21 protein-coding genes and 1 tRNA gene are annotated in these 19126 nt (G+C 58.9%); 9 read left to right on the top strand and 13 right to left on the bottom strand.

All coding sequences use genetic code 11. The annotated features are described in order from the left end of the window. Positions 1 to 17 precede the first annotated feature (17 nt). A tRNA-Gln gene (locus tag CKW38_RS04795) sits at positions 18 to 92 on the bottom strand. Positions 93 to 411: 319 nt separating this feature from the next. Here CKW38_RS04795 and CKW38_RS04790 point away from each other — a divergent pair. Next, a complete protein-coding gene (locus CKW38_RS04790; protein WP_095112003.1) occupies positions 412 to 1440 on the top strand; it encodes an alpha/beta fold hydrolase in 1029 nt (342 codons plus the stop codon). 216 nt (positions 1441 to 1656) lie between these two features. Here CKW38_RS04790 and CKW38_RS04785 read toward each other — a convergent pair whose 3' ends face one another. The 10 genes from CKW38_RS04785 to CKW38_RS04740 form a co-directional block, all read right to left on the bottom strand. Then, the gene (locus CKW38_RS04785) at positions 1657 to 2013 is read right to left on the bottom strand and encodes a DUF6124 family protein (RefSeq protein ID WP_007919067.1); all 357 of its coding nucleotides are present in this window, start codon (positions 2011 to 2013) and stop codon (positions 1657 to 1659) included. Positions 2014 to 2132: 119 nt separating this feature from the next. Further along, positions 2133 to 2498, bottom strand: coding sequence for a DUF6124 family protein (locus CKW38_RS04780; RefSeq protein ID WP_095112002.1), 366 nt, complete (start codon positions 2496 to 2498; stop codon positions 2133 to 2135). A 649-nt stretch (positions 2499 to 3147) separates the two neighbouring features. Further along, positions 3148 to 3501 carry a DUF6572 domain-containing protein gene (locus tag CKW38_RS04775; RefSeq protein ID WP_007919071.1) on the bottom strand — a complete coding sequence of 118 codons (354 nt, stop codon included), beginning with the start codon at positions 3499 to 3501 and terminating at the stop codon, positions 3148 to 3150. Positions 3502 to 3552: 51 nt separating this feature from the next. Continuing rightward, positions 3553 to 3891, bottom strand: coding sequence for a DUF6572 domain-containing protein (locus CKW38_RS04770; RefSeq protein WP_007919073.1), 339 nt, complete (start codon positions 3889 to 3891; stop codon positions 3553 to 3555). 18 nt (positions 3892 to 3909) lie between these two features. Next, positions 3910 to 5106 (bottom strand): S-type pyocin domain-containing protein, encoded by a 1197-nt coding sequence (locus CKW38_RS04765; protein ID WP_007919075.1) that lies wholly within the window; start codon positions 5104 to 5106, stop codon positions 3910 to 3912. 296 nt (positions 5107 to 5402) lie between these two features. Further along, a complete protein-coding gene (locus CKW38_RS04760; protein WP_095112001.1) occupies positions 5403 to 6428 on the bottom strand; it encodes a GlxA family transcriptional regulator in 1026 nt (341 codons plus the stop codon). 50 nt (positions 6429 to 6478) lie between these two features. Continuing rightward, the gene (locus CKW38_RS04755; RefSeq protein ID WP_007919087.1) at positions 6479 to 7600 is read right to left on the bottom strand and encodes an agmatine/peptidylarginine deiminase; all 1122 of its coding nucleotides are present in this window, start codon (positions 7598 to 7600) and stop codon (positions 6479 to 6481) included. A gap of 47 nt (positions 7601 to 7647) precedes the next feature. Then, positions 7648 to 8751 carry an extracellular solute-binding protein gene (locus CKW38_RS04750; protein ID WP_095112000.1) on the bottom strand — a complete coding sequence of 368 codons (1104 nt, stop codon included), beginning with the start codon at positions 8749 to 8751 and terminating at the stop codon, positions 7648 to 7650. A gap of 1 nt (position 8752) precedes the next feature. After that, positions 8753 to 9661, bottom strand: coding sequence for an N-carbamoylputrescine amidase (aguB, locus tag CKW38_RS04745; RefSeq protein WP_095111999.1), 909 nt, complete (start codon positions 9659 to 9661; stop codon positions 8753 to 8755). Positions 9662 to 9665: 4 nt separating this feature from the next. Continuing rightward, on the bottom strand, positions 9666 to 10718 hold the full coding sequence (locus tag CKW38_RS04740) for an agmatine/peptidylarginine deiminase (RefSeq protein WP_007919090.1): 1053 nt from the start codon (positions 10716 to 10718) through the stop codon (positions 9666 to 9668). 111 nt (positions 10719 to 10829) lie between these two features. Between CKW38_RS04740 and CKW38_RS04735 the strand changes: the two genes are divergently transcribed. Further along, entirely contained in the window at positions 10830 to 11738 is a 909-nt protein-coding gene (locus CKW38_RS04735; RefSeq protein ID WP_007919091.1) for a LysR substrate-binding domain-containing protein, read from the top strand. On the opposite strand, the gene CKW38_RS04730 is transcribed toward CKW38_RS04735, so the two are convergent. After that, positions 11687 to 12847, bottom strand: a complete 1161-nt coding sequence (locus tag CKW38_RS04730; protein ID WP_095111998.1) for a radical SAM/SPASM domain-containing protein — start codon at positions 12845 to 12847, stop codon at positions 11687 to 11689. The two genes, CKW38_RS04735 and CKW38_RS04730, sit on opposite strands and share 52 nt — an antisense overlap. Before the next feature lie 123 nt (positions 12848 to 12970). Then, entirely contained in the window at positions 12971 to 13864 is an 894-nt protein-coding gene (locus tag CKW38_RS04725) for a LysR family transcriptional regulator (protein ID WP_095111997.1), read from the bottom strand. A 115-nt stretch (positions 13865 to 13979) separates the two neighbouring features. On the opposite strand from CKW38_RS04725, the gene CKW38_RS04720 reads away from it, so the two are divergent. From CKW38_RS04720 to phnE, 7 genes are all read left to right on the top strand, one after another. Next, positions 13980 to 14381 (top strand): RidA family protein, encoded by a 402-nt coding sequence (locus tag CKW38_RS04720; RefSeq protein ID WP_007919094.1) that lies wholly within the window; start codon positions 13980 to 13982, stop codon positions 14379 to 14381. Positions 14382 to 14454: 73 nt separating this feature from the next. Continuing rightward, a complete protein-coding gene (locus CKW38_RS04715) occupies positions 14455 to 15012 on the top strand; it encodes a helix-turn-helix transcriptional regulator (protein WP_095111996.1) in 558 nt (185 codons plus the stop codon). A gap of 75 nt (positions 15013 to 15087) precedes the next feature. Further along, positions 15088 to 15660, top strand: coding sequence for an HD domain-containing protein (locus CKW38_RS04710; RefSeq protein WP_095111995.1), 573 nt, complete (start codon positions 15088 to 15090; stop codon positions 15658 to 15660). Between the two features lie 205 nt (positions 15661 to 15865). After that, the gene (locus CKW38_RS04705) at positions 15866 to 16729 is read left to right on the top strand and encodes a putative selenate ABC transporter substrate-binding protein (protein ID WP_095111994.1); all 864 of its coding nucleotides are present in this window, start codon (positions 15866 to 15868) and stop codon (positions 16727 to 16729) included. After that, complete coding sequence (locus tag CKW38_RS04700) at positions 16726 to 17523, top strand: phosphonate ABC transporter ATP-binding protein (RefSeq protein ID WP_095111993.1); 798 nt, start codon at positions 16726 to 16728, stop codon at positions 17521 to 17523. Before CKW38_RS04705 ends, CKW38_RS04700 begins: the two co-directional genes overlap by 4 nt. Next, positions 17517 to 18341, top strand: a complete 825-nt coding sequence (locus tag CKW38_RS04695; protein ID WP_007919103.1) for an ABC transporter permease — start codon at positions 17517 to 17519, stop codon at positions 18339 to 18341. Before CKW38_RS04700 ends, CKW38_RS04695 begins: the two co-directional genes overlap by 7 nt. Next, complete coding sequence (phnE, locus tag CKW38_RS04690) at positions 18338 to 19105, top strand: phosphonate ABC transporter, permease protein PhnE (RefSeq protein ID WP_007919110.1); 768 nt, start codon at positions 18338 to 18340, stop codon at positions 19103 to 19105. The genes CKW38_RS04695 and phnE overlap by 4 nt, the downstream gene beginning before the upstream one ends. The last annotated feature ends 21 nt before the right edge of the window (positions 19106 to 19126 follow it).

Raw genomic sequence — 19126 nt, 5'->3', positions numbered from 1 at the left:
GGCGTTTTTTTCGAATATGGCAGGGGCGGCTGGATTCGAACCAACGCATGGCAGGATCAAAACCTGCTGCCTTACCGCTTGGCGACGCCCCTACTGCTCTTTCCAGCTACTTCGTTAGGTTCGCTGTGAGAACGGGGCGCAATTTACCAAGGTTTTTTGGCTTTGGGAAGCGCGAAGTGAAATATTTTTTGTTTTAAAACAGCGACTTATTATTTTGGCCTGAATCAGGCCCGTGGTGAGTCGGTTTCGTTGCCGTGTATCAGACTGTGTACGAACCCCACCGCGACACATCGACTTGCAACAAAGCCGTTCTTCGACACAGGCCAGATACGTCTCCGCGCTCAAATGCACTCAAGGTTTCAGGTGTTCATTCAGAACCCTTGGCCAAAGGCTCGCAAAGGAGACGTCACCATGAAGATGGCACTGCACACCCGCAAAACCGCGTTCGGCTTGTCGATTCTGGCTTTGTCGTTGTTCGGCGCTTTTGGCAGCGCTCAGGCGCAAACCGCAGAACCTTCCGCCGTCAGCTATTCCGCGCCCTCGCCTTTCGGCCCGCTCAAACATGTGAAGGCCGGCGTGCTCGACGTCGCCTACGCCGAAACCGGCCCTGCCGATGGCCCGGTGGTGATCCTGCTGCACGGCTGGCCCTACGACATTCACAGCTACGACGAAGTCGCGCCGTTGCTCGCGGCCAAGGGTTATCGGGTATTGATGCCGTATGCGCGCGGTTATGGCGATACGCAGTTCCTCTCCAAAGACACCCTGCGCAACGGTCAACCGGCAGCGTTGGCCAGTGATGTCATCGACTTCATGGATGCGCTGAAGATCAAGCAAGCGGTGCTTGGCGGTTATGACTGGGGCGCGCGTTCGGCGGACATCGTTTCGGCGCTGTGGCCGGAACGGGTGAAAGCGTTGGTCTCGGTCAGCGGTTACCTGATCGGCAATCAGGCCGCCGGGCAGAATCCGCTGCCGCCCAAGGCGGAATTGCAGTGGTGGTATCAGTTCTACTTTGCGACTGACCGTGGTCGCGCCGGGTATGAGAAGAACACTCATGATTTCGCCAAACTGATCTGGCAAACCGCTTCGCCGCAATGGAAATTCGACGACGCCACGTTCGATCGCAGCGCCAAGGCACTGGAGAACCCCGATCACGTCGACATCACCGTGTTCAACTACCGCTGGCGTCTGGGCCTGGTACAGGGTGAAGCGAAATACGCGGCACTGGAACAGAAACTCGCCACCGCGCCGGCGATCAGCGTGCCGACCATCACCCTTGAAGGCGATGCCAACGGTGCGCCGCACCCGGCGCCGGAGGATTACGCCAAACGTTTTACCGGCAAGTATCAGTTCCGTTTGATCAACGGCGGGATTGGCCACAACTTGCCGCAGGAGGATCCGCAGGCGTTTGCCAAAGCCGTGATCGACGCTGACCACCTGTAGAAACAAACAAGCAGTCAACCGCAATGGCTGACTGCTTGATTATTTGAGGGTGGGATTGAGGCTTGAGGGATGCTCACTTTTTGCAGATTCCTTGCCTGAACGGGCGTCATCGCGAGCAGGCTCACTCCTACAGGGGGAACGCATTTCAAATGTAGGAGTGAGCCTGCTCGCGATCACGCCCGACCAGACACCCTCAACCCCGCCCAACGTGCGCGATCACTCAGTTGGCACAACAAGATCCAGCGCCTTGTTCACCGCCAACTCCCCCAACATGACCACTTGCGCAATACCCAGCAGCGTATGGCGGTTTGATCCCTCCAGCACGCCGGCAAAATTACCGAGCATCACCGTGGCGGACGCCAGGGAACCGCTGGCATTGCTCAGCAAGGACTCGGCGTCGGATTGCGGGTTAACCATGAACATCGTGCTGGGCGTATAGGGTGTGGCCATGATCGCGGCAGGCAACAGGTAATGGTCAAGCGCCCGTTCTGCGGCTTCGTGGAGCTTTCTTGAATTGGGCGATGCGTACGGGGACACCAGGTCTGTGACCGGTGGTTCGGGTGGCTGAGACATCAGCTGAAACTCCAGACAAGAACCGCTTCAGGTTCTTTGATAGAAGGCGTGAAGCGCCGCGATCGCGGACGCTTCCGTGCAAATGAGGGGGCATGCCCCCTCACCCATCTGCATCGCGACTAGTGCGGCAAGCGCTGGTTATCCAGAACTCGACCGACCACCAGCTCACTGAGCATGATCACCTGTTGCAGGATCAGCATCTTTTTGCGCTGTGAAGGGTCGATCACATCGGCGAGATCTCGGGCCATGTCACTGGCGCAGGACAGTGTTTCAGTGGCTTCGACGAGCAGGGTTTCGTTATCTACCGTGGGATCGATGAGGTAGATCTTACCGGTCTTGCGGGTGGGTATTGACGTCTTCAGCGCCGAGGGATTGAGGTAGAAGTTGATCGCGCGGTCGGTGGCCTCTTTGATGTTTTGAGGTTCGAGCTCGGCGTCGTAGGGGATAGGATCGGTTTCTGGCGGGTTCGGCGTAATTTTGAACATAGATGACACTCGCTTAGCAAAAAATAAGGAGCCATCACTCACGCTACCAAACGAGGTGGTGACCATTGCGCAGGTTGGTAGACCGGTCTAAGCGAGTAAACCCCGGCGCTCCCGAAGGAGCCCCACGCATGGCCACCATATAAAACCGAGCCTCGAAAAGAGACTGCATATAGCGGCGCATTACGCTTAGAAAACGGGCTACCAAACCCGATCACTGTTTTGCAGTGACAGGGAAACGATACAGCCCGCCTCAAGGCGCGTAAGCCGGCGGATTCTGGCGTACGCGTAGGCAACGGCGCAAGGTGTTGTAGCCGTTATGGCGTAACAGTGCGTGTAAGTTAAACGTGTGTGCGCGGCGGTGTTTAAAAGCCCCTCGCCCTAGCCCTCTCCCAGAGGGAGAGGGGACTGACCGGGGTGTTTGGTAGAGGTACGCCGACGTGGGATACCGTGGTGAACTCAGATGAGAAACGGCTTGGGTTATTTGACCAGCCGCTCTGCTTTGGAGGGTCTGTAGCCGAAATACGAGCTGTAACACTTGCTGAAATGGCTTGGCTGGCTCGATTTCCAGTCGCGCAGGAGTATTCAGTGCGCGCGATCTTTCAGAGAGGACTGTCAGCGTTCAGAGGACAAGCCGGCGTCTGGGCAACCGCTAGTGGCGAACTGCAAAGTCATCCTTGAGTACAAACTCCATTCCAATGCCCACGCCTTTGAGTACCTCGGTCACGCGGTCGATAAAGGTTTCACCTTGCTCGGGCAGCTCATAGAGACCATTGATGCGAATCTTCGGTTTTTTACCTTTCGCTGGCGGATAGCTTTCCAGCAGTTCGCCGCTCTCGATGAAGGCGATGTAGGTATTGATTTTCTCTTGAAGCAACAACAGGTGTTCACCCTGTTGCGCTTTGTCGCCCCATTCCAGGTGATCGGTGATGACGAGCACGACGTTATCTGGTTCCCACTCGGGTACTGCGATGATGTCGACGACTTTGGTTTCGGTGATGGACATGCCCGATCTCTCAGTGGAGATTGTCAGCTCCGTTTTCCCTAGATGTGTTTATTAGTCCGCTTTGAGCACGAATTCGAATCCTATGCCCACCTCCTTCAATGCCTCAGCAACGCGATCGATGAACAACTCGCCTTGCTCGGGTAACTCGTACTTGCCTTGGACACGAATGACAGGTGATTTTCCGAGTGCACCGGGTATCTCAATGTAGATTTCACCGCTTTCGATGAAAGCGATGTAGTTGTTGATTTTCTCTTGAAGCACCAACAGGTGCTCGCCTTGTTCAGCCTTATCGCCCCATTCCAAATGGTCAGCAATACCGAGGATGATCTTGTTGCTGTCCCATTTTGGGATACCCCACATGTCGATGGTTTTTGCGTCTGTTACTGACATTTCAGTTCCTTGATTCCGTTATTTTTGCGGCGGGCGCAGAATTTCTACTCGGGTTGGCGGGATTTGGGTGCCGCCGGGGAAGCCGGGTTTGCCCTTACCCATGATGCGTCCACCGCTCTGTTCGATTTCCGGGAATGCTCGCTTTTGATTGCGGGTCAGTGGTGCCGTTTCCGAGGCTTTGCATTCGACGCACGCGATATCGCCGTTTGCATCTCTGCCTATCATATCGAGGCGGGTCCGGGTGCCGCTCTCTGTTTTTATCGTTACTTGTTGGCCGGACTCTTCCATTTCTTCCGAAAAACCGCTGTACGACTCTTCTTCGAAGGCCGCCCCTGCTACCTTGTTCTTCTCTAGTTGCGTGCTGAGCACGATGTAGATGGGCTCAAGGCCTGCATCGTCGGGGAACCAGATGATCGCATCCTGAAACTCGGGAGGATGTGCTGGATTAGCCAAAAGCGTGTCCGACTTTTCTGTCGGCGGATATATCCATACGGGAGGTAATTGCGGCACGCCTTCAAGTGCTGGAATACCCAGCACACCATCTGGGTTTGCTGCTGGCGTCCAGGTAAGGCCAATGCCGTTACCTACGTCGGCTACGTATTTCTCGCCGTCCTTTTCCGCTTTGATGACAGGAACATTTTCCCAGTCCTTTTTGCCGCCCGTGTAGAAACCGTAAGCGCTGACGGAACCGTCCGGCAAGGTCTTCACGTTGACGCGGACGCGAGTGCGGCCCGTTTCGAGCGTGGCGTACTGGTCGGTTTTGTAGAAGGCACTGTCGGGTGCAAGGTTGGTATTAGGCATTAATAGCGCAACGGTGCCGACGGCGGCACCTGCTGCCAACGCACCTGCACTTTCGAGCAAGCCTAGCGCGAGGGAGCCACCCACTCGCTGAGCAATGGCGCTGCCGGTTGTGGAACCGCCGACCAGTTGAAGAGTTGTGCCTTCGGCGGTGATTGCCGCTCCTGTGGCCAGGACAGCCCACAAACCGTAGTCCGCCAGTTTCTCTACCGGGACGAATCCAGCTTGGTTTGTGTGGTTGATTTCGCCGTCGGGCAAGTTGCAGCTTTTGGCGAAGACGCATCCCAACGGTTCTGGTTTTACGTCTGGTGTCGCTGGAAGGTCTTTGTATTGCGCCCAGTGTTGGGCGTTGACGTCGACGGGTTCGACGCCGGTGTTGCGATAACCCTTTGGAGGGTTGGGGACGTAGCCACTCAATCCTTGATTCCTTGTCCTGATCCTTTGAACGAGGCGCAGGGTGACAGGTGGTGTTTGGGGTGGCAATCAGTGGCACTTTGACGCCATTTTCAATGGCTCGGCATGGCCCATCTGCAAACCGGCAGGACTCCCGCTTGCAACGACTGGGGCATATGGCGCGCTTCGGTGATGTATAAGGTCTTCAAGAGCCCCTCACCCTAGCCCTCTCCCAGAGGGAGAGGGAACTGACCAGGGTGTTTGGGGGAGGTACGCCGACGTGGGATTTCGAGGTGAATTCAGGTGGGTGACGGCTTGGGTTATTTGACCAGGCGTTTTTCTTTGGAAGGTCTGTAGCCGAAATATGAGCTGTAGCATTTGCTGAAATGGCTCGGCGAGACGAAGCCGCAAGCGACCAGCACTTCTACTTGTGACAGCTCGGTGTGCTGCAACAAACGCCGTGCTTCGGTGATGCGCAGTTCCAGGTAATAACGCTGCGGCGTGGTGCCCAGTTGTTCCTTGAACAAGCGCTCCAACTGGCGACGTGAGCGCCCCGCGTACACCGCCAGTTGCTCCAGCTCCAGCGGTTCCTCCAGATTGGCGTCCATCAGCTTCACCACTTCACGCAGCGGCGCACTGACGCAGATGTTCTCGTTTGGTTTGATGCGCCGGTAACGCGATTCCTCGAAGGCGAGGATGTCTTCGATCCCTTCGACCAGGGCTTTGCCGTGCAGGCTCTTGATCCAGTCCAATGCCATGTGGAAAGCGCCGGACGGACTCGATGCCGTGAGCCGGTCGCGGTCGATCACGTAAGGCTCGCTGCTGACATGGGTGGTTTTGGCGATTTCAGTCAGCGCCGGGCGATGTTCCGGGTGGATCGCGCAGCGATAGCCGTCGAGCAATCCGGCGCGGCCGAGGAACCACGAACCGTTCCACAACCCGGCGAGGCTGATGCCCCGCTCCGCTGCAACCTGAAGCAAATGAATAAACTCCTCACTCGCCCGCAACTCGGTGCGATACCCGCCACACACCACCAGCAGATCCAGTTGCTGAAGCGCGGCTGAATCCAGACGTGCGTCAGGGCGGATGACCAGCCCCAGATCACTGATCACTTCGCCGTCACCCAAGCCAAACGTGCGCGACGAAAACAACCCCGGACGCAACAGGTTGGTAGTGACAACGGTGTCCAGCGCCTGGGTAAACGCCGGTAGCGAAAAGTGTTCGAGCAGCAGAAAGCCGGTGCGGGTCAAGCGCGAGTCTTCCGCGCCTTGCTCATTCAGATAGCGGAGGTTTTTCCCCTTCATGCCTCCGCTGAATTGGCGTCGTTCGATCAAGTTGTGGTCCATCGGTCATGTTGTTGTGCGCCGATAGTTGGCTTGATCCGCCAAAGAGTCAATCACGCCTGTGGTTGATGGCTGGTGACGCAGTGAATTCCACCGCCACCGGCGGCGATTGCATCAATGTTGAGCTGGACGATTTCGCGATCCGGATACAGTTGCGACAACAGATCGAAAGCCTTTTTGTCTGCCGCTTTATCGCCGAACTCCGGGGCGATGATCGCGCCGTTGATGACGAAGTAATTGATGTAACCGGCAGCAAAGTCCGGGTTGTTCTGGTTGAACTTGCTTTTGCGCGGATTCAGCGGCGGCGACATCGTGTGGATCTGCAATTTGCGACCGTCGGCATCGGTGGCGTTCTTGAGGATTTCCAGGTGCGCCAGGGTGACCTTGTGATCGTAGGATTCAGGGTCGGTGTCGAGGTTGGCAATCACCACGCCGGGCTTGATGAAACGCGCGTAGAAATCGACGTGAGCGTCGGTGATGTCCTTGCCCTTGATGCCCGGCAGCCAAATGATTTTGCGCAGGCCCAGACGCTCCTTCAGTTCAGCTTCGACATCGGCCTTGCTCCAGTCCGGATTGCGGTTGCGGTTGATCCAGCTGCTCTCGGTCATGATCCCGGTGCCGTGACCGTCGACCTCGATGCCACCGCCCTCGCCCACCAGATCGGTGCGGATGTAGGTGGCTTGTGCGTCGTCGGCGACCAGTGCGGCGATCTTCGAGTCTTTACCGTGCTGCTGTTTGCCACCCCAACCGTTGAAGTTGAAGTCCACCGCGCCCAGGCCACCCTTGTCGTCGATGACGAAGTTGGCGCCGATGTCGCGCATCCAGATGTCATCCAGCCCGGCAGTGACGTAAGTGATATTGCGCGTACCGCAAAATTCTTCGGCGATGCTGCGCTCGTTCTTGCGGCAGAACACGGTGACCGGTTCAAACCGGGCGATGGCGCGGGCGATACGACCGAGCGCTTCCTGGACGTCTTCGGTGAAGTCTTCCCAGATCGCGTCCTGCGCGCCGAAAGCGATGTAGGCGCGCTCATGTTTATCGCCTTCGTCGGGCATGAACCAGCGGCCTTGCGCGGCGGCGAGGACTTTGCCCGGCGACAGGCCGAGGCCCATGAATGCCGCGCCGACACCGGCGGCGACCGTGACTTGTTTGATGAACTCGCGACGAGTCGACATGTTGCTTTTCCTGTAGAAAAAGGCCGGCGCAACACGCCGGCCATGGATCATTTGCCAGTGGCAGTCTTGAATTTGGTCCAGGTGCGCATACGCGCGCGCATGTCCGGTTGGGGAATGTCCTTGCCCGGAATCAAACGAGCATAGGTCGCTTCGTCGAGGTAGATATCCGGGTTGTCACGCATACTTGCATCGACGTTCGCCCGCGCCTTGGCGTTGGAAGTCGGGTAGCCGGTGAAATTGCTGATCGCTGCCATGTTCTCGGGGCGCATGACAAAGTTGATGAACGCGTAGGCGTATTCCGGGTGTTTGGCGTCGACCGGAATGGCCATGGTGTCCATCCACACCTTCGTGCCTTCGCGCGGCACGCGATACTGGAAGCGCGTGTGTTTGCCGGCACTGTCCGAGGTGCGTTGCGCCTGGGTCATGTCACCGCTGTAACCCAGCGACAGGCACAGATTGCCGTTGACCAGATCGGTCACCGGTTGCGACTGGAATTTGCGGATGTACGGGCGCAACTTCATCAGCAACTCGCTGGCCGCTGCCAGATCTTCGGCTTTGCCGCTGCGCGGATCGCGACCGAGGTAGTTGAGCACTACCGCCAATGCCTCATCCGGCGAATCGATCATCGAAATCCCGCAATCGGCAAACTTCGCCGCCAGCTCAGGCTTGAACAGCATGTCGAGGCTGTCGACCGGTGCGTCCGCCATGCGCTGTTTGATCTGCTCTTCGTTGTAGGTCAGGCCAATGGTGCCCCAGGTGTAGGGCACCGTGGCCTTGCTGGAATGCTCGTAATGGCCGCGCAGTTTCTGCAAACCGGGTTCGATATCAGCCAATTCCGTCAGCTTCGTTTGATCCAGCGGCATCAGGCTGCCGGCACGCATCAAGCGCTCGGCGACGGTGTCGCCGGGGAAGATCAGGTCGTAACCGCTGCCGCCGGAGAGCATCTTGGCTTCGAGGGTCTCGCTGCCGTCCATGACGTCATAAATCACCTTGATCCCGGTTTCGGCGGTGAAGCGGCTCAGCGTGTCTTCAGCAAAATAATCGGCCCAGTTGTACAGCCGCAGGGTTTTGTCTTCGGCGTGCAGCGACGGTATCAAGCAGATCAGCGCCAGGCCGATCGCGCCGCGCAAGCGTTTGTGGTGGATAGCCATGTCAAACCCCTTGAGTGTTCCAGCGTGCATGGAGGTGGCGACCGTCCTGACTGAGCAGCGGCCCATACATGTCCGGACGACGATCGCGATAGATGCCCCAGCTCAAACGCTCTTCGCGCATGGCGGCCAGATCGACGCTGTGCAGCAGCACACCGGTACTGTCGCGGTCAGCGCTGGCGAGCAATTGGCCCTTGTGATCGCTGATGAACGACGAGCCGTAGAAGCTCATTTGCAGGTTCGAATCGGTGGTCGCGGTTTCTCGACCAACGCGGTTCGACGCCACCACCGGCAGCAAATTGGCCGCCGCATGGCCGCGCATGGTCATCTGCCAATGGTCGCGGGAATCCAGCGCCGCGCAGCCCGGTTCCGAGCCGATCGCCGTTGGATACAGCAACACCTCAGCACCCATCAACGCCAGGCAACGCGCGGTTTCCGGGAACCACTGATCCCAGCAGATGCCGACGCCGAGGCGGCCGAACGCGGTGTCCCAGACTTTGAAACCGGTGTCGCCGGGGCTGAAATATTCCTTCTCCTGATAGCCGATGGCATTGGGGATATGGGTCTTGCGATACACACCCAACAGGCGCCCGTCAGCATCGGCCACGCTCAGCGAATTGAAGTAAGCGTTGCCGGCCTTTTCGAACCAGCTCAGCGGCAACACCACGCCCAACTCGCGGGCCAGTGCGGCGAAGCGAACGAGCACGCGGCTGTCACGGTATTCCTCGGCCAGGGCCATGTGTTTATGGCTTTGTTCGATGCAGAAGTACGGTGTGGCGAACAGCTCCTGCAACAGGATCACTTGCGCGCCCTGCTTCGCGGCGTCGCGGACGAGCTGCTCGGCGCGATCAAGGTTTCCCGGTAAATCCCAAGTGCACGGCATCTGGGTGGTGGCGATGGTCAGAATGCTCATGCGTTCAACCTCTCAACGGCCAGGCCGGCTGCTGTTGCGTGATGCAATGCACCCCGCCGCCACCATGGGCCAGATGATTGATCCTTACCGGCACCACTTCGCGGCCGGGGAAGGCTTGCTCCAGCACTTTGGAGGCGACGTTGTCAGCCTCGATGCCATACGCCGGCATGATGATCGCGCCGTTGGCGATGTAGAAATTGGTGTAGGACGCACAGAACACTTCGGCTTCGGTGTCGACCGCATCGGTGGCTTCGAACAGTTCGATCAGCTCGAATTTGCGCCCCTGCGCATCGGTGGCGAGTTCCAACGCACGACGGTTTTCCCGCGCCACTTCGGCGTACACCGAAGACTGGTCGTGAGTGGCGTCAACCAGCAGCACACCCGGACGGGCAAAGGCGCAGACGCCATCGACGTGGCCGTCAGTCATGTCGCCGGTGACGTAATCCGGATCGCCCGGCAGCCAAATGGTTTTCTTCACGCCGAGCAAACGGCTGAAGATCGCTTCCATCTCGGCTTTGCCAATGCCGGGGTTGCGATTGGGGTTGAGCAGCACCGATTCGGTGGTGATCAGCGTGCCTTCACCGTCGACATGAATCGCCCCGCCTTCGTTGCTCAGTGGCGTGCCGAAGCATTCCAGGCCAAGGTGATTGAGTGCGCGGCGCGCCAGGCTTTCGTCCAGATCATGCGCCGACTTGCCGCCCCAGGCGTTGAAACGCCAGCTGACACCGGCCAGCCCTTGCTGCGGATGGCAGACAAACGTCGGGCCGGAATCGCGGCACCAACTGTCATTCACGTCCAGCGGGATCAATTCAATGTTCGGGCCGCACAAGGCTTTGGCGCTGGCGATGGCCGACGGGTCGATCACCAGTTTCACCGGTTCGAAACGGGCGATGGCGTTGGCGACGCGCGCAAAATCTTCCTGCACCTGCGCCAGGGTCACGCGCCAACCGGATTCCCACAACGTCTGGTTGTGCGGCCAGACCATCCACGTCGCGGCATGGGTCACCCACTCTGCCGGCATCATCCAGGCGCTGTTTTTATTGTCGTTGTGCTGCATGATAAGCCTCGCTAGTTAAGCCAATGTGTTCTCGCCGCCAATGCTACGGACGCGCAAACAGGCAAACAAACGATGGATTTAGCGCACAACTGATTAGAGGAGCTTATCGATATGCTCAAGCACTGGCCGCCGCTCAGTTCCCTGCGTGGCTTCGAAGCCGCCGCCCGGCTCGGTAGTTTTCACAAGGCCGCCGAAGAGCTGAGCCTCACCCAATCGGCGATCAGTCAGCAGATTCGCAGCCTTGAGGCGTACCTGGAACAGCCGCTGTTTTTCCGCAGCGGTCGCAGCGTGGCATTGACCGATGCCGGCCACGACTTGCTCAGCACCACGCAAGCGATGCTGCAGCAATTGGCGGTGGGGATTCGGCGCTTGGGCCAGTATCAGAAACCCAATCAACTGGTGCTCAACACCACACCGGCATTCGCTCGGCATTGGCTGTTGCCGCGTTTGGCGGATTTTCGCGCGCAGCATCCCGAGGTAGACCTGTGGATTTACAGCACCGATGAAGTGCCGGACATGGCCACGCAGACCATCGACATCGCTGTGCGCGACGACATCAGCTCGCAGGCCGAATGCAGTTTCAAAGTGCTGCACGCCGACCGGCTATTTCCAGCCTGTCACCCGAGGGTTTTAGCGTTGCCGGCAGCACAACGCACCACGTTGCATGGCGAGCGGGAAATGGACTGGAGTCATTGGGCGGTCGAGGCCGGGATCGACGTCGGCCAGCAGGATCAGGGGCTGAATTTTTCCGATCCGGGATTGCTGCTCGACGCCGCATGTTCGGGGCTGGGCATCGCGCTGGTCAGCCAATTGCTAAGCCGTCAGGCGCGCGCTGACGGCTTATTGCAACCCTTGGTCGAGAACACCATTCGCGGGCCGAACTGGGCTCTGCTGACCCACCGCGACAGTGAGCATGATCCGCTGGCGAAAAGCTTTATCGCCTGGTTATCAGCCCACCTGAGCCCAGTTCAGACCACCGAGAACACACCAGCTCCCATTCTTCCTTCCAGACGGCCATGAAGCACATAGTGCTGATAGCCACTTTTCAATTGTCCGGTGGAAACGGCGTGCCTGACATCGTCGTTTAGCTGGAGATACTGGGCTTCATCGAAACGTTCAGCACTGACTTCACCCGCACGCCCCAGCAGTTCGCTGTCCACAGCAAGCCCTAGGCTACTGAGATTCTCGAAATCAAGAATGCGATTAACCGCGTGGCGCTCCAGCACGCCTTGGTTGGGGTACATCGAGTAGATATGCAGGCCTTTTTTCGCGCAGCGATTGCACATGTCGACGCAGTTTTGCTGGGTCGATTTGCGACGTGTCAGTTCAGCAAGCGGCATGTCGAGGTACTTGCCGACCTGATATTCGGTCTGATTGAAGATCGTGCAGCACAGCACCGTATTACCATCGCAGTCGATCACCAGCCAGTCATCCTTGAGCGAGCAAGCTTGCTCGGGGTAATGCTGGATAACGTTGACCAGATCGTCGTACGGCGGCAGTGCCAGGCGTTTCAGGGTTTCCAGATCGGTAGGCGTGACAGACGGGTCTCGCTCGACAATGGCCAGAGTTTTCTCCAGCGGCATCATCACCGAATAGCCGGTGGTGAAGATGAAGCCCAGGCGCTCACTGAACTCGCGCATCAGTGCTTCTTCTTCGATGTTATCCAGATAGCGGTGATAGTAAACGTCGACCCGGGTACTCAAACGCAATCGCTGTTTGATCTCATGCAGGGCAAGCATGTTCTGCTTTACGACTTCGATATCGCCGCCGACATGACCCTTTTTGTAGGTCTCCTGATTAAAACCCGACAGCGATATGCGGAAGTAACTCGGTTCGGCCAACAAGGCCTTTTCCATGTTCTTGGCCAGATTCAGGTTGGTGCTGATGCCGCTTTCCATGCCGGCAGCATTGATGATCTCGATGAATTCGCCAATTTTGGGATGAACCAGTGGCTCGGTCCAGTTGTAGAGGAAGATGGTATCAACGCCCTCGATCCCGGCCTTTTCGACAATCTGCCTGAACATGTCGAGTTGCATGGCTTTTTTGAAGTTGAGATTTTCCGAGTTGCCCATCGGGCAAGAGGGACAGCTCAGATTGCATGCACCGACGATATCGATGTACATATTCATGCGGGTGAAGCTCCTTGAGTTGAAAGCCATGCATCTCATCGCTACAGGCTTTCAGGTCGCCGAATGTGTTGGTTTTTTGACGGCATTGGCACAGCGGCTAGCAATAAGCGCACCAAAATGCCGTCACGCCATCAACGCCACCACCCAATCGATGAACACTCGCAGTTTCAGGCTGACATGCCGGTTCGGCGGATAAGCCACATAGAGCGGCATCGACTCGAGTTTCCAGTCCTCGAACAGCGGCACCAGTTCGCCGCGCGCCTCGTGTTCGGCAGACATGTATTTGGGCAGCCACAGCACGCCCAAGCCCGCCAGACCTGCCGCGAGGTAGGCATTACCATCATCGACCGCGAGCACGTGGCGGCCTTTGATTTGCAGGTTTTCACTGGCGTTGTGCAAGGCATACGGCACTGGTTTGCCGGTGCGTGCCCAGAGGAAACCGACTACGCGATGATGGCTGTCTTCCAGCTCCCGTGGATGCGCAGGTGTGCCCGCCCGCGCCAGGTATTGCGGCGCGGCAAACACGCCCAACTGCAGGTCGGCGACCTTGCGCGCCATCAGCGACAAGTCCATAAGCTCGCCACCGCGCACCACGCAATCAACATTCTCATCAATGATGTCGACGATGCGGTCACTGACGCCCATGTCGATCTGGATATCCGGATAACGCGCGTTAAACTCAGGCAGGGCCGGCACCAGAATCAACCGCGCCAGCGGGCTCGGCACGTCCACGCGCAGCCGGCCCTTGGGCATCGCCGCCGCGCCGGGCAGGCTGGTTTCGGCGTCGTCCATATCCGCCAGTAACTTGATCACCCGCTCGTAATAAACCGCGCCATCGGCGGTGACGTTGACCTTGCGCGTGGTGCGGTTGAGCAGTTTGACCCGCAGCCGTGCCTCCAACTGTTGAACCAGTTGCGTCACGGTGGTTTTGCTCATGTGCAGGGTTTCTGCCGCTTTGGTGAAACTCCCCGCCTCGACCACCCGGGCAAAGGCTTGCATTGCGTCAAAACGGTCCAAGGTGCGCCCTCGATTGTTTGGATTTCACAAACAGTGAACGCCAAGCTTGCGCGTTTATCGCCCGCCTGCAAATACCTACAGTGGCTCCATCAACTCAAATGAAGGAGACACTCCCATGACTCAGCGCGATGTTGTTTTCCCACCCGCACGCCGCACCCTCTATGAGCGGCATCGATACTCGCCAGCCATTCGCTCCAACGGTTTTCTGTTTGTCTCGGGACAGGTCGGCAGCACCGAGGACGGCACGCCCGAGCCGGACCTGAAAAACCAGGTGCGTCAGGCTTTCACTAACCTCAATGCAATCCTTGAGGAGGCCGGTGGCAGCTTCGATGACGTGGTCGATGTCACCGTGTTTATCGTTGACCCCCAGTCGAAATTCGAGACGATCTGGGATGTGGTGCTGACCGAGTTCTGGGGCGAGGCGCCGCATCCGACGGTAACGGCTGTTGGTGTGACGTGGCTGTATGGGTTTGATTTCGAGATCAAGGTCATTGCCAGACTGCCCGAAGCAGTCTGATCGTCAGATCGATTTGCAGCAGGGGTCGGCAGTCTTCAGACTGGCGGCCCTTTAGATTTTTCCGACATCCATCATGTCAGTTTCATTGCTCAAACCTGCCCTCCCCGGCATCGCCCTGCGTCGTTGGCGCTTGTTGCATCGCGTCAAGCAAAGCCATGCCGCGCAGATGTTCAACGTCACCCAATCGACTATTTCCCGTTGGGAAAGTGGCGTGCTGGCGCTGGATCCGGCTGCGCATCTACAGCTTGAGCAATTGCTGGCCGCGCGTCTCGACACGGCAGCCGATCAGGCTCTCGCCCGTCTGGTGCGCGAAAGCACGCGACCGGTGCATCTGGTCTGTGACCTCACCCACCGCTTGCTGGCCTGCTCCCCGGCACGTGCCGCGCAGTTCGCCAGCCCGTTGAGCCAATTGCTCGGGCAATCGTTGTGGCGTTTCGTGACGCCAGAAATCGCCAGCAACGAACTGGCGCTCGACACACTGGGCTGGCGCGAATTGCAGGCACCGCCGGCGCTGGAGTTTGTCACCGGCAGCAATGACTCCGACCTGGTACCGATCCGCCAGAGCCTGTGCCGCTGGACCCGTATTCCGTTGTCCGACGGCACGGCGGCGCGGCTGGTCGAGACGCTCTGAACGCATATTTTATGCGTGGACGCTCACCCACATCAGTTCTAGGCTTGCCTCTCGGTTCCACCATCGGGCAAGTTCATGGACCTCGAAAAAATCAGCGGACGCCTCGAATTTCTGCGTGAAGCGGAAAAACTCAAGGACGTTCTCCGAAGCGCACACACCTCAAGCGGCCGCACCGAAAGCACCGCCGAACACAGTTGGCGCCTGTGCCTGATGGCGATGGTTTTCGCCGATGAACTGGTCGGACTCGACCTGCTGAAAATGCTGAAGATGTGCGTGATTCACGACTTGGGCGAAGCGATCAACGGCGACATCCCGGCAGTCGATCAGGCCGCGTTCCCCGACAAGGCTGAGCAGGAGCGTAATGACCTTCTGCTGCTCACCCGCTCGCTTGATGAGGCGCTGAGAAACGAGATTCTTGCGTTGTGGGACGACTACGAACATGCCCGGTCAACCGAAGCCAAAGCGGTCAAGGCACTGGATAAGCTGGAAACCCTGTTGCAACACACTCAGGGCCAGAACCCGGCGGACTTCGACTACCGCTTCAATCTGACCTACGGCAAAAAGCACACCAGTGCCGCACCGGTTTTCGCTGCACTGCGCGCCCTCATCGATCAGGACACTCAGGCAAGAATTCAACAAGCGAAGTGAACTCGTCGCGTCCGGCATCGCCCGCGCCCCGGCGAACAATACGATCAACGCTCGCCTTCAAGGGTTGGTCGGCTTACAAATCCACATCTGTTGATGCTGGTCTTTGATGCCTTGAGTGCGTATAACCTCGCCGTTTCGTCTACCCTGAGTTTGCGCCTCACGTCGCCACTTCAGCCCTTTTGACGCTCACGAAACGGAGATTCCCATGCTCAAACGAACCCTGGCACTGACCGCCGGCCTGGCGCTGTCCTTTTCTGCCCTTGTGACCCACGCCGCCGACGTTTTGCGCGTCAGCGCGATTCCCGATGAAGCGCCGACCGAACTGCTGCGCAAATTCGAGCCGCTGGGTGCCTATCTGGAGCAGCAACTGGGCATGAAGGTGCAGTTCGTGCCGGTGGCCGATTACCCGGCAGTGGTTGAAGCCCTCGCGACTGATCGCCTCGACATGGCCTGGCTCGGCGGTTTTACCTTTGTGCAGGCGCGTTTGAAGACTGATGCAACGACGCCGGTGATTCCGCTGGTACAACGCGAACAGGATGCGCAGTTCACCAGCAAATTCATCACTGCTGACCCGAACGTGAAGAGCCTCGCCGACTTGAAGGGCAAGACCTTCGCCTTCGGTTCGGTATCGTCCACTTCCGGCAGTCTGATGCCGCGTTACTTCATGCTGAAAAACGACAACATCAAGCCTGAAGCGTATTTCAGCCGTGTCGCCTACTCCGGCGCGCACGATGCCACCGTAGCCTGGGTGCAGGCCGGCAAGGTCGACGCCGGTGTACTGAACGCCAGCGTCTGGCAAAAACTGGTGGATGCCGGCAAGGTCGACACCAACAAGGTCAAAGTCTTCGCCACCACCCCGACCTACTTCGATTACAACTGGACCGTGCGCGGCACCCTCGATCCGGCGCTGGCGGCGAAGATCAAGAAAGCCTTCCTCGATCTGGACCCGGCCAACCCGGAGCAGAAAAAGATTCTTGATCTGCAGGCCGCCAGCCGTTTCATCGACACCAAGCCCGAGAACTACAAGGGCATCGAGGAAGCCGCCCGCGCCGCCGAATTGCTGAAATGACCCTGAGCCTCAACCAGGGCCGCCTGCGCCACGCCAATGGAGTCGACGCCCTGCGCGGTGTCGATTTGCAGATTGGCGTTGGCGAACAGGTCGCCATCATTGGCCCGTCCGGGGCCGGAAAATCGAGTTTGCTCAACCTGCTGGCCACCGCAATACGGCCCAGCAGCGGCGAGATCGAAGTGCTCGGCGAGCGTGCCTGGCACTTGTCGGCCCGCCAGCGTCAGCGCCTGCGCGCGCGGATTGGTCTGGTGCATCAGGCGCCACCGTTGCCGCCACGTCAGCGCGTGGTCACAGCGGTGCTGGCCGGCAAGCTCGGCCAATGGAGTCTGGGCAAAAGTCTTCTGAACCTGTTGCATCCACTTGATGTGGCCGGGGCGCGCGCGGCGTTGGCGCGGTTGGATCTGGGTGACAAGTTGTTCGCGCATTGTCAGCAATTGTCTGGCGGCCAGTTGCAACGCGTCGGGATTGCCCGGGTGTTGTATCAGGCGCCGGAGATTCTGCTGGCTGATGAACCGGTGTCAGCAATGGACCCGGTCATGGCTGGGCACACCTTGTCGATTCTCTCGCGCCATGCCCGCGAACACAACGTCACCCTGGTGGCCAGCCTGCATGCGGTGGATCTGGCGCTGTCGCACTTCCCACGGATCATAGGTCTGCGCGACGGGCAGATTCTGTTCGACTGCTCCTCCGATCAAGTCAGCCCCGAGATGCTCGATACGCTTTACGCCAACGAAAAACTGCAATCGCCGTCCGCTGCGGTGGCGCCTTTGACTGTGCAGATTCCACGATGCTGAAAGCCGATTCACGCGATCCCGCGGCGTGGCCACGGCTGCTGCTGACGTTGCTGGCGATTGCCTTGCTGTGGCCGGGCGTCCAGCTCAGCGAACTGAATCTGGGTGTACTGCTGCCCGACAGCCAGAATGAGATGGGCCGTTTTGTTGCGCAGTTCTGGCCACCGGCGCACGACCAAGCATTTCTGCAGTTACTGCTCAAAGCCACCCTGCAGACCCTGGCCATCGCCACTGCTGGCATGGCCTTGGCGTTGGTGTTGGCGATACCGGCAGGCCTGATCGCCAGCCGCGCGCTGTCGCTGTCCGCCGCTTCACGCGGTGGAGTGCCAAGCCGACTGGGGCGTCTGTTGCGCTGGCCGGTGCGCGGACTGTTGATTTTCCTGCGCAGCGTGCCGGAAATCGTCTGGGCGCTGCTGTTTGTGCGCGCCGTAGGGTTGGGGCCGGCAGCCGGTGTGCTGGCCATCGCCATCACCTACAGCGGCATGCTCGGCAAGGTCTACGCGGAGATTTTCGAATCCACCGACCAGCGCCCGGCGCACGCGTTGTTGCAGGCCGGCAGCGGCCGACTGGCGGCATTTGCTTACGGCACGTTACCCAATGTCGCGTCGGAACTGCTTTCCTACACGGTCTATCGCTGGGAATGCGCGATCCGTGCGTCAGTGGTGATGGGCTTTGTCGGCGCCGGAGGTTTGGGTCAGCAGATCGACCTGTCGATCCGCATGTTCGCCGGCGGTGAAGTCGCCAGTATTCTGCTGTGCTTTCTGATTCTGGTGCTGGCCGCCGATCAACTCAGCCGCTTGTTGCGCTGGAGGCTGACATGAATCGCCTGATCAACCTGCTGCTGATCGCCGGCATCGCGCTGGCAGTGATTGCCTCGTTCGCTTATCTGGGCCTGGATCTCGGTGAACTGGGCAGCGCCACCAGTCTCAAGCAGATGGGCGCGTATGTGCAGCGTTTTCTCAGCCCGGATTTGAGTGCGGATTACCTCAAGGCAATCTTCCATGGTTCGCTGGAAACATTGGCCATGTCGGCCCTCGGCACGCTACTCGCGGCGGTGTTCGGCATCGTTCTCGCCCTGCCCGCCGCCGGGCGCTTTGGCTGGCCGCTGCAAAGTGCCTCGCGCCTGTTGCTCAATGCCTTGCGGGCGATTCCGGAACTGGTCTGGGCCGCACTGATGGTGCTTGCCGCCGGCCTCGGCCCGAACGCCGGCACCCTCGCCCTCGCCCTGCACACCACCGGCGTGCTCGGCCGCTTGTTCGCCGAGGCACTGGAAAATACGCCGCCGCAACCGGCCGAAGCCATTCGTTTGCAGGGTGGCAATCCGATTCTTGCGTTCTGCTACGGCACACTGCCGAACCTGGCGCCGCAGTTGCTCGCCTACATTCTGTATCGCTGGGAAAACAACATCCGCATGGCCAGCGTACTGGGTTTTGTCGGCGCCGGCGGGCTTGGGCAGATGCTCTATGTGAGCCTCAGCCTGTTTCAGGAAGCGCAAGCGAGCACGGTGATTCTGGCGATGCTGGTGCTGGTGTTTGTGGTCGACTGGCTGAGTGCGTGGAGTCGTCAGCGTTGGGTCAAGGCGTGATGCGCGGGCCGGCGGGTGGAT

It is taken from the genome of Pseudomonas sp. Irchel 3H7 (assembly GCF_900187605.1).
GTDB lineage: Bacteria > Pseudomonadota > Gammaproteobacteria > Pseudomonadales > Pseudomonadaceae > Aquipseudomonas.
The sequence above is the reverse complement of the archived record's forward strand: the minus strand, read 5'-3'. Positions and strand labels throughout refer to the sequence as shown.

Excerpts from the sequence above, each read along its gene's own strand:
- phnE (WP_007919110.1), top strand. The coding sequence starts at position 18,338 with ATGAATCGCCTGATCAACCTGCTGCTGATCGCCGGCATCGCGCTGGCA.
- CKW38_RS04780 (WP_095112002.1), bottom strand. The coding sequence starts at position 2,498 with ATGTTCAAAATTACGCCGAACCCGCCAGAAACCGATCCTATCCCCTAC.
- CKW38_RS04785 (WP_007919067.1), bottom strand. The coding sequence starts at position 2,013 with ATGTCTCAGCCACCCGAACCACCGGTCACAGACCTGGTGTCCCCGTAC.
- CKW38_RS04715 (WP_095111996.1), top strand. The coding sequence starts at position 14,455 with ATGTCAGTTTCATTGCTCAAACCTGCCCTCCCCGGCATCGCCCTGCGT.
- CKW38_RS04750 (WP_095112000.1), bottom strand. The coding sequence starts at position 8,751 with ATGGCTATCCACCACAAACGCTTGCGCGGCGCGATCGGCCTGGCGCTG.
- CKW38_RS04755 (WP_007919087.1), bottom strand. The coding sequence starts at position 7,600 with ATGTCGACTCGTCGCGAGTTCATCAAACAAGTCACGGTCGCCGCCGGT.
- CKW38_RS04760 (WP_095112001.1), bottom strand. The coding sequence starts at position 6,428 with ATGGACCACAACTTGATCGAACGACGCCAATTCAGCGGAGGCATGAAG.
- aguB (WP_095111999.1), bottom strand. The coding sequence starts at position 9,661 with ATGAGCATTCTGACCATCGCCACCACCCAGATGCCGTGCACTTGGGAT.
- CKW38_RS04770 (WP_007919073.1), bottom strand. The coding sequence starts at position 3,891 with ATGTCAGTAACAGACGCAAAAACCATCGACATGTGGGGTATCCCAAAA.
- CKW38_RS04700 (WP_095111993.1), top strand. The coding sequence starts at position 16,726 with ATGACCCTGAGCCTCAACCAGGGCCGCCTGCGCCACGCCAATGGAGTC.
- CKW38_RS04735 (WP_007919091.1), top strand. The coding sequence starts at position 10,830 with ATGCTCAAGCACTGGCCGCCGCTCAGTTCCCTGCGTGGCTTCGAAGCC.
- CKW38_RS04705 (WP_095111994.1), top strand. The coding sequence starts at position 15,866 with ATGCTCAAACGAACCCTGGCACTGACCGCCGGCCTGGCGCTGTCCTTT.
- CKW38_RS04720 (WP_007919094.1), top strand. The coding sequence starts at position 13,980 with ATGACTCAGCGCGATGTTGTTTTCCCACCCGCACGCCGCACCCTCTAT.
- CKW38_RS04695 (WP_007919103.1), top strand. The coding sequence starts at position 17,517 with ATGCTGAAAGCCGATTCACGCGATCCCGCGGCGTGGCCACGGCTGCTG.
- CKW38_RS04775 (WP_007919071.1), bottom strand. The coding sequence starts at position 3,501 with ATGTCCATCACCGAAACCAAAGTCGTCGACATCATCGCAGTACCCGAG.
- CKW38_RS04790 (WP_095112003.1), top strand. The coding sequence starts at position 412 with ATGAAGATGGCACTGCACACCCGCAAAACCGCGTTCGGCTTGTCGATT.
- CKW38_RS04740 (WP_007919090.1), bottom strand. The coding sequence starts at position 10,718 with ATGCAGCACAACGACAATAAAAACAGCGCCTGGATGATGCCGGCAGAG.
- CKW38_RS04710 (WP_095111995.1), top strand. The coding sequence starts at position 15,088 with ATGGACCTCGAAAAAATCAGCGGACGCCTCGAATTTCTGCGTGAAGCG.
- CKW38_RS04730 (WP_095111998.1), bottom strand. The coding sequence starts at position 12,847 with ATGAATATGTACATCGATATCGTCGGTGCATGCAATCTGAGCTGTCCC.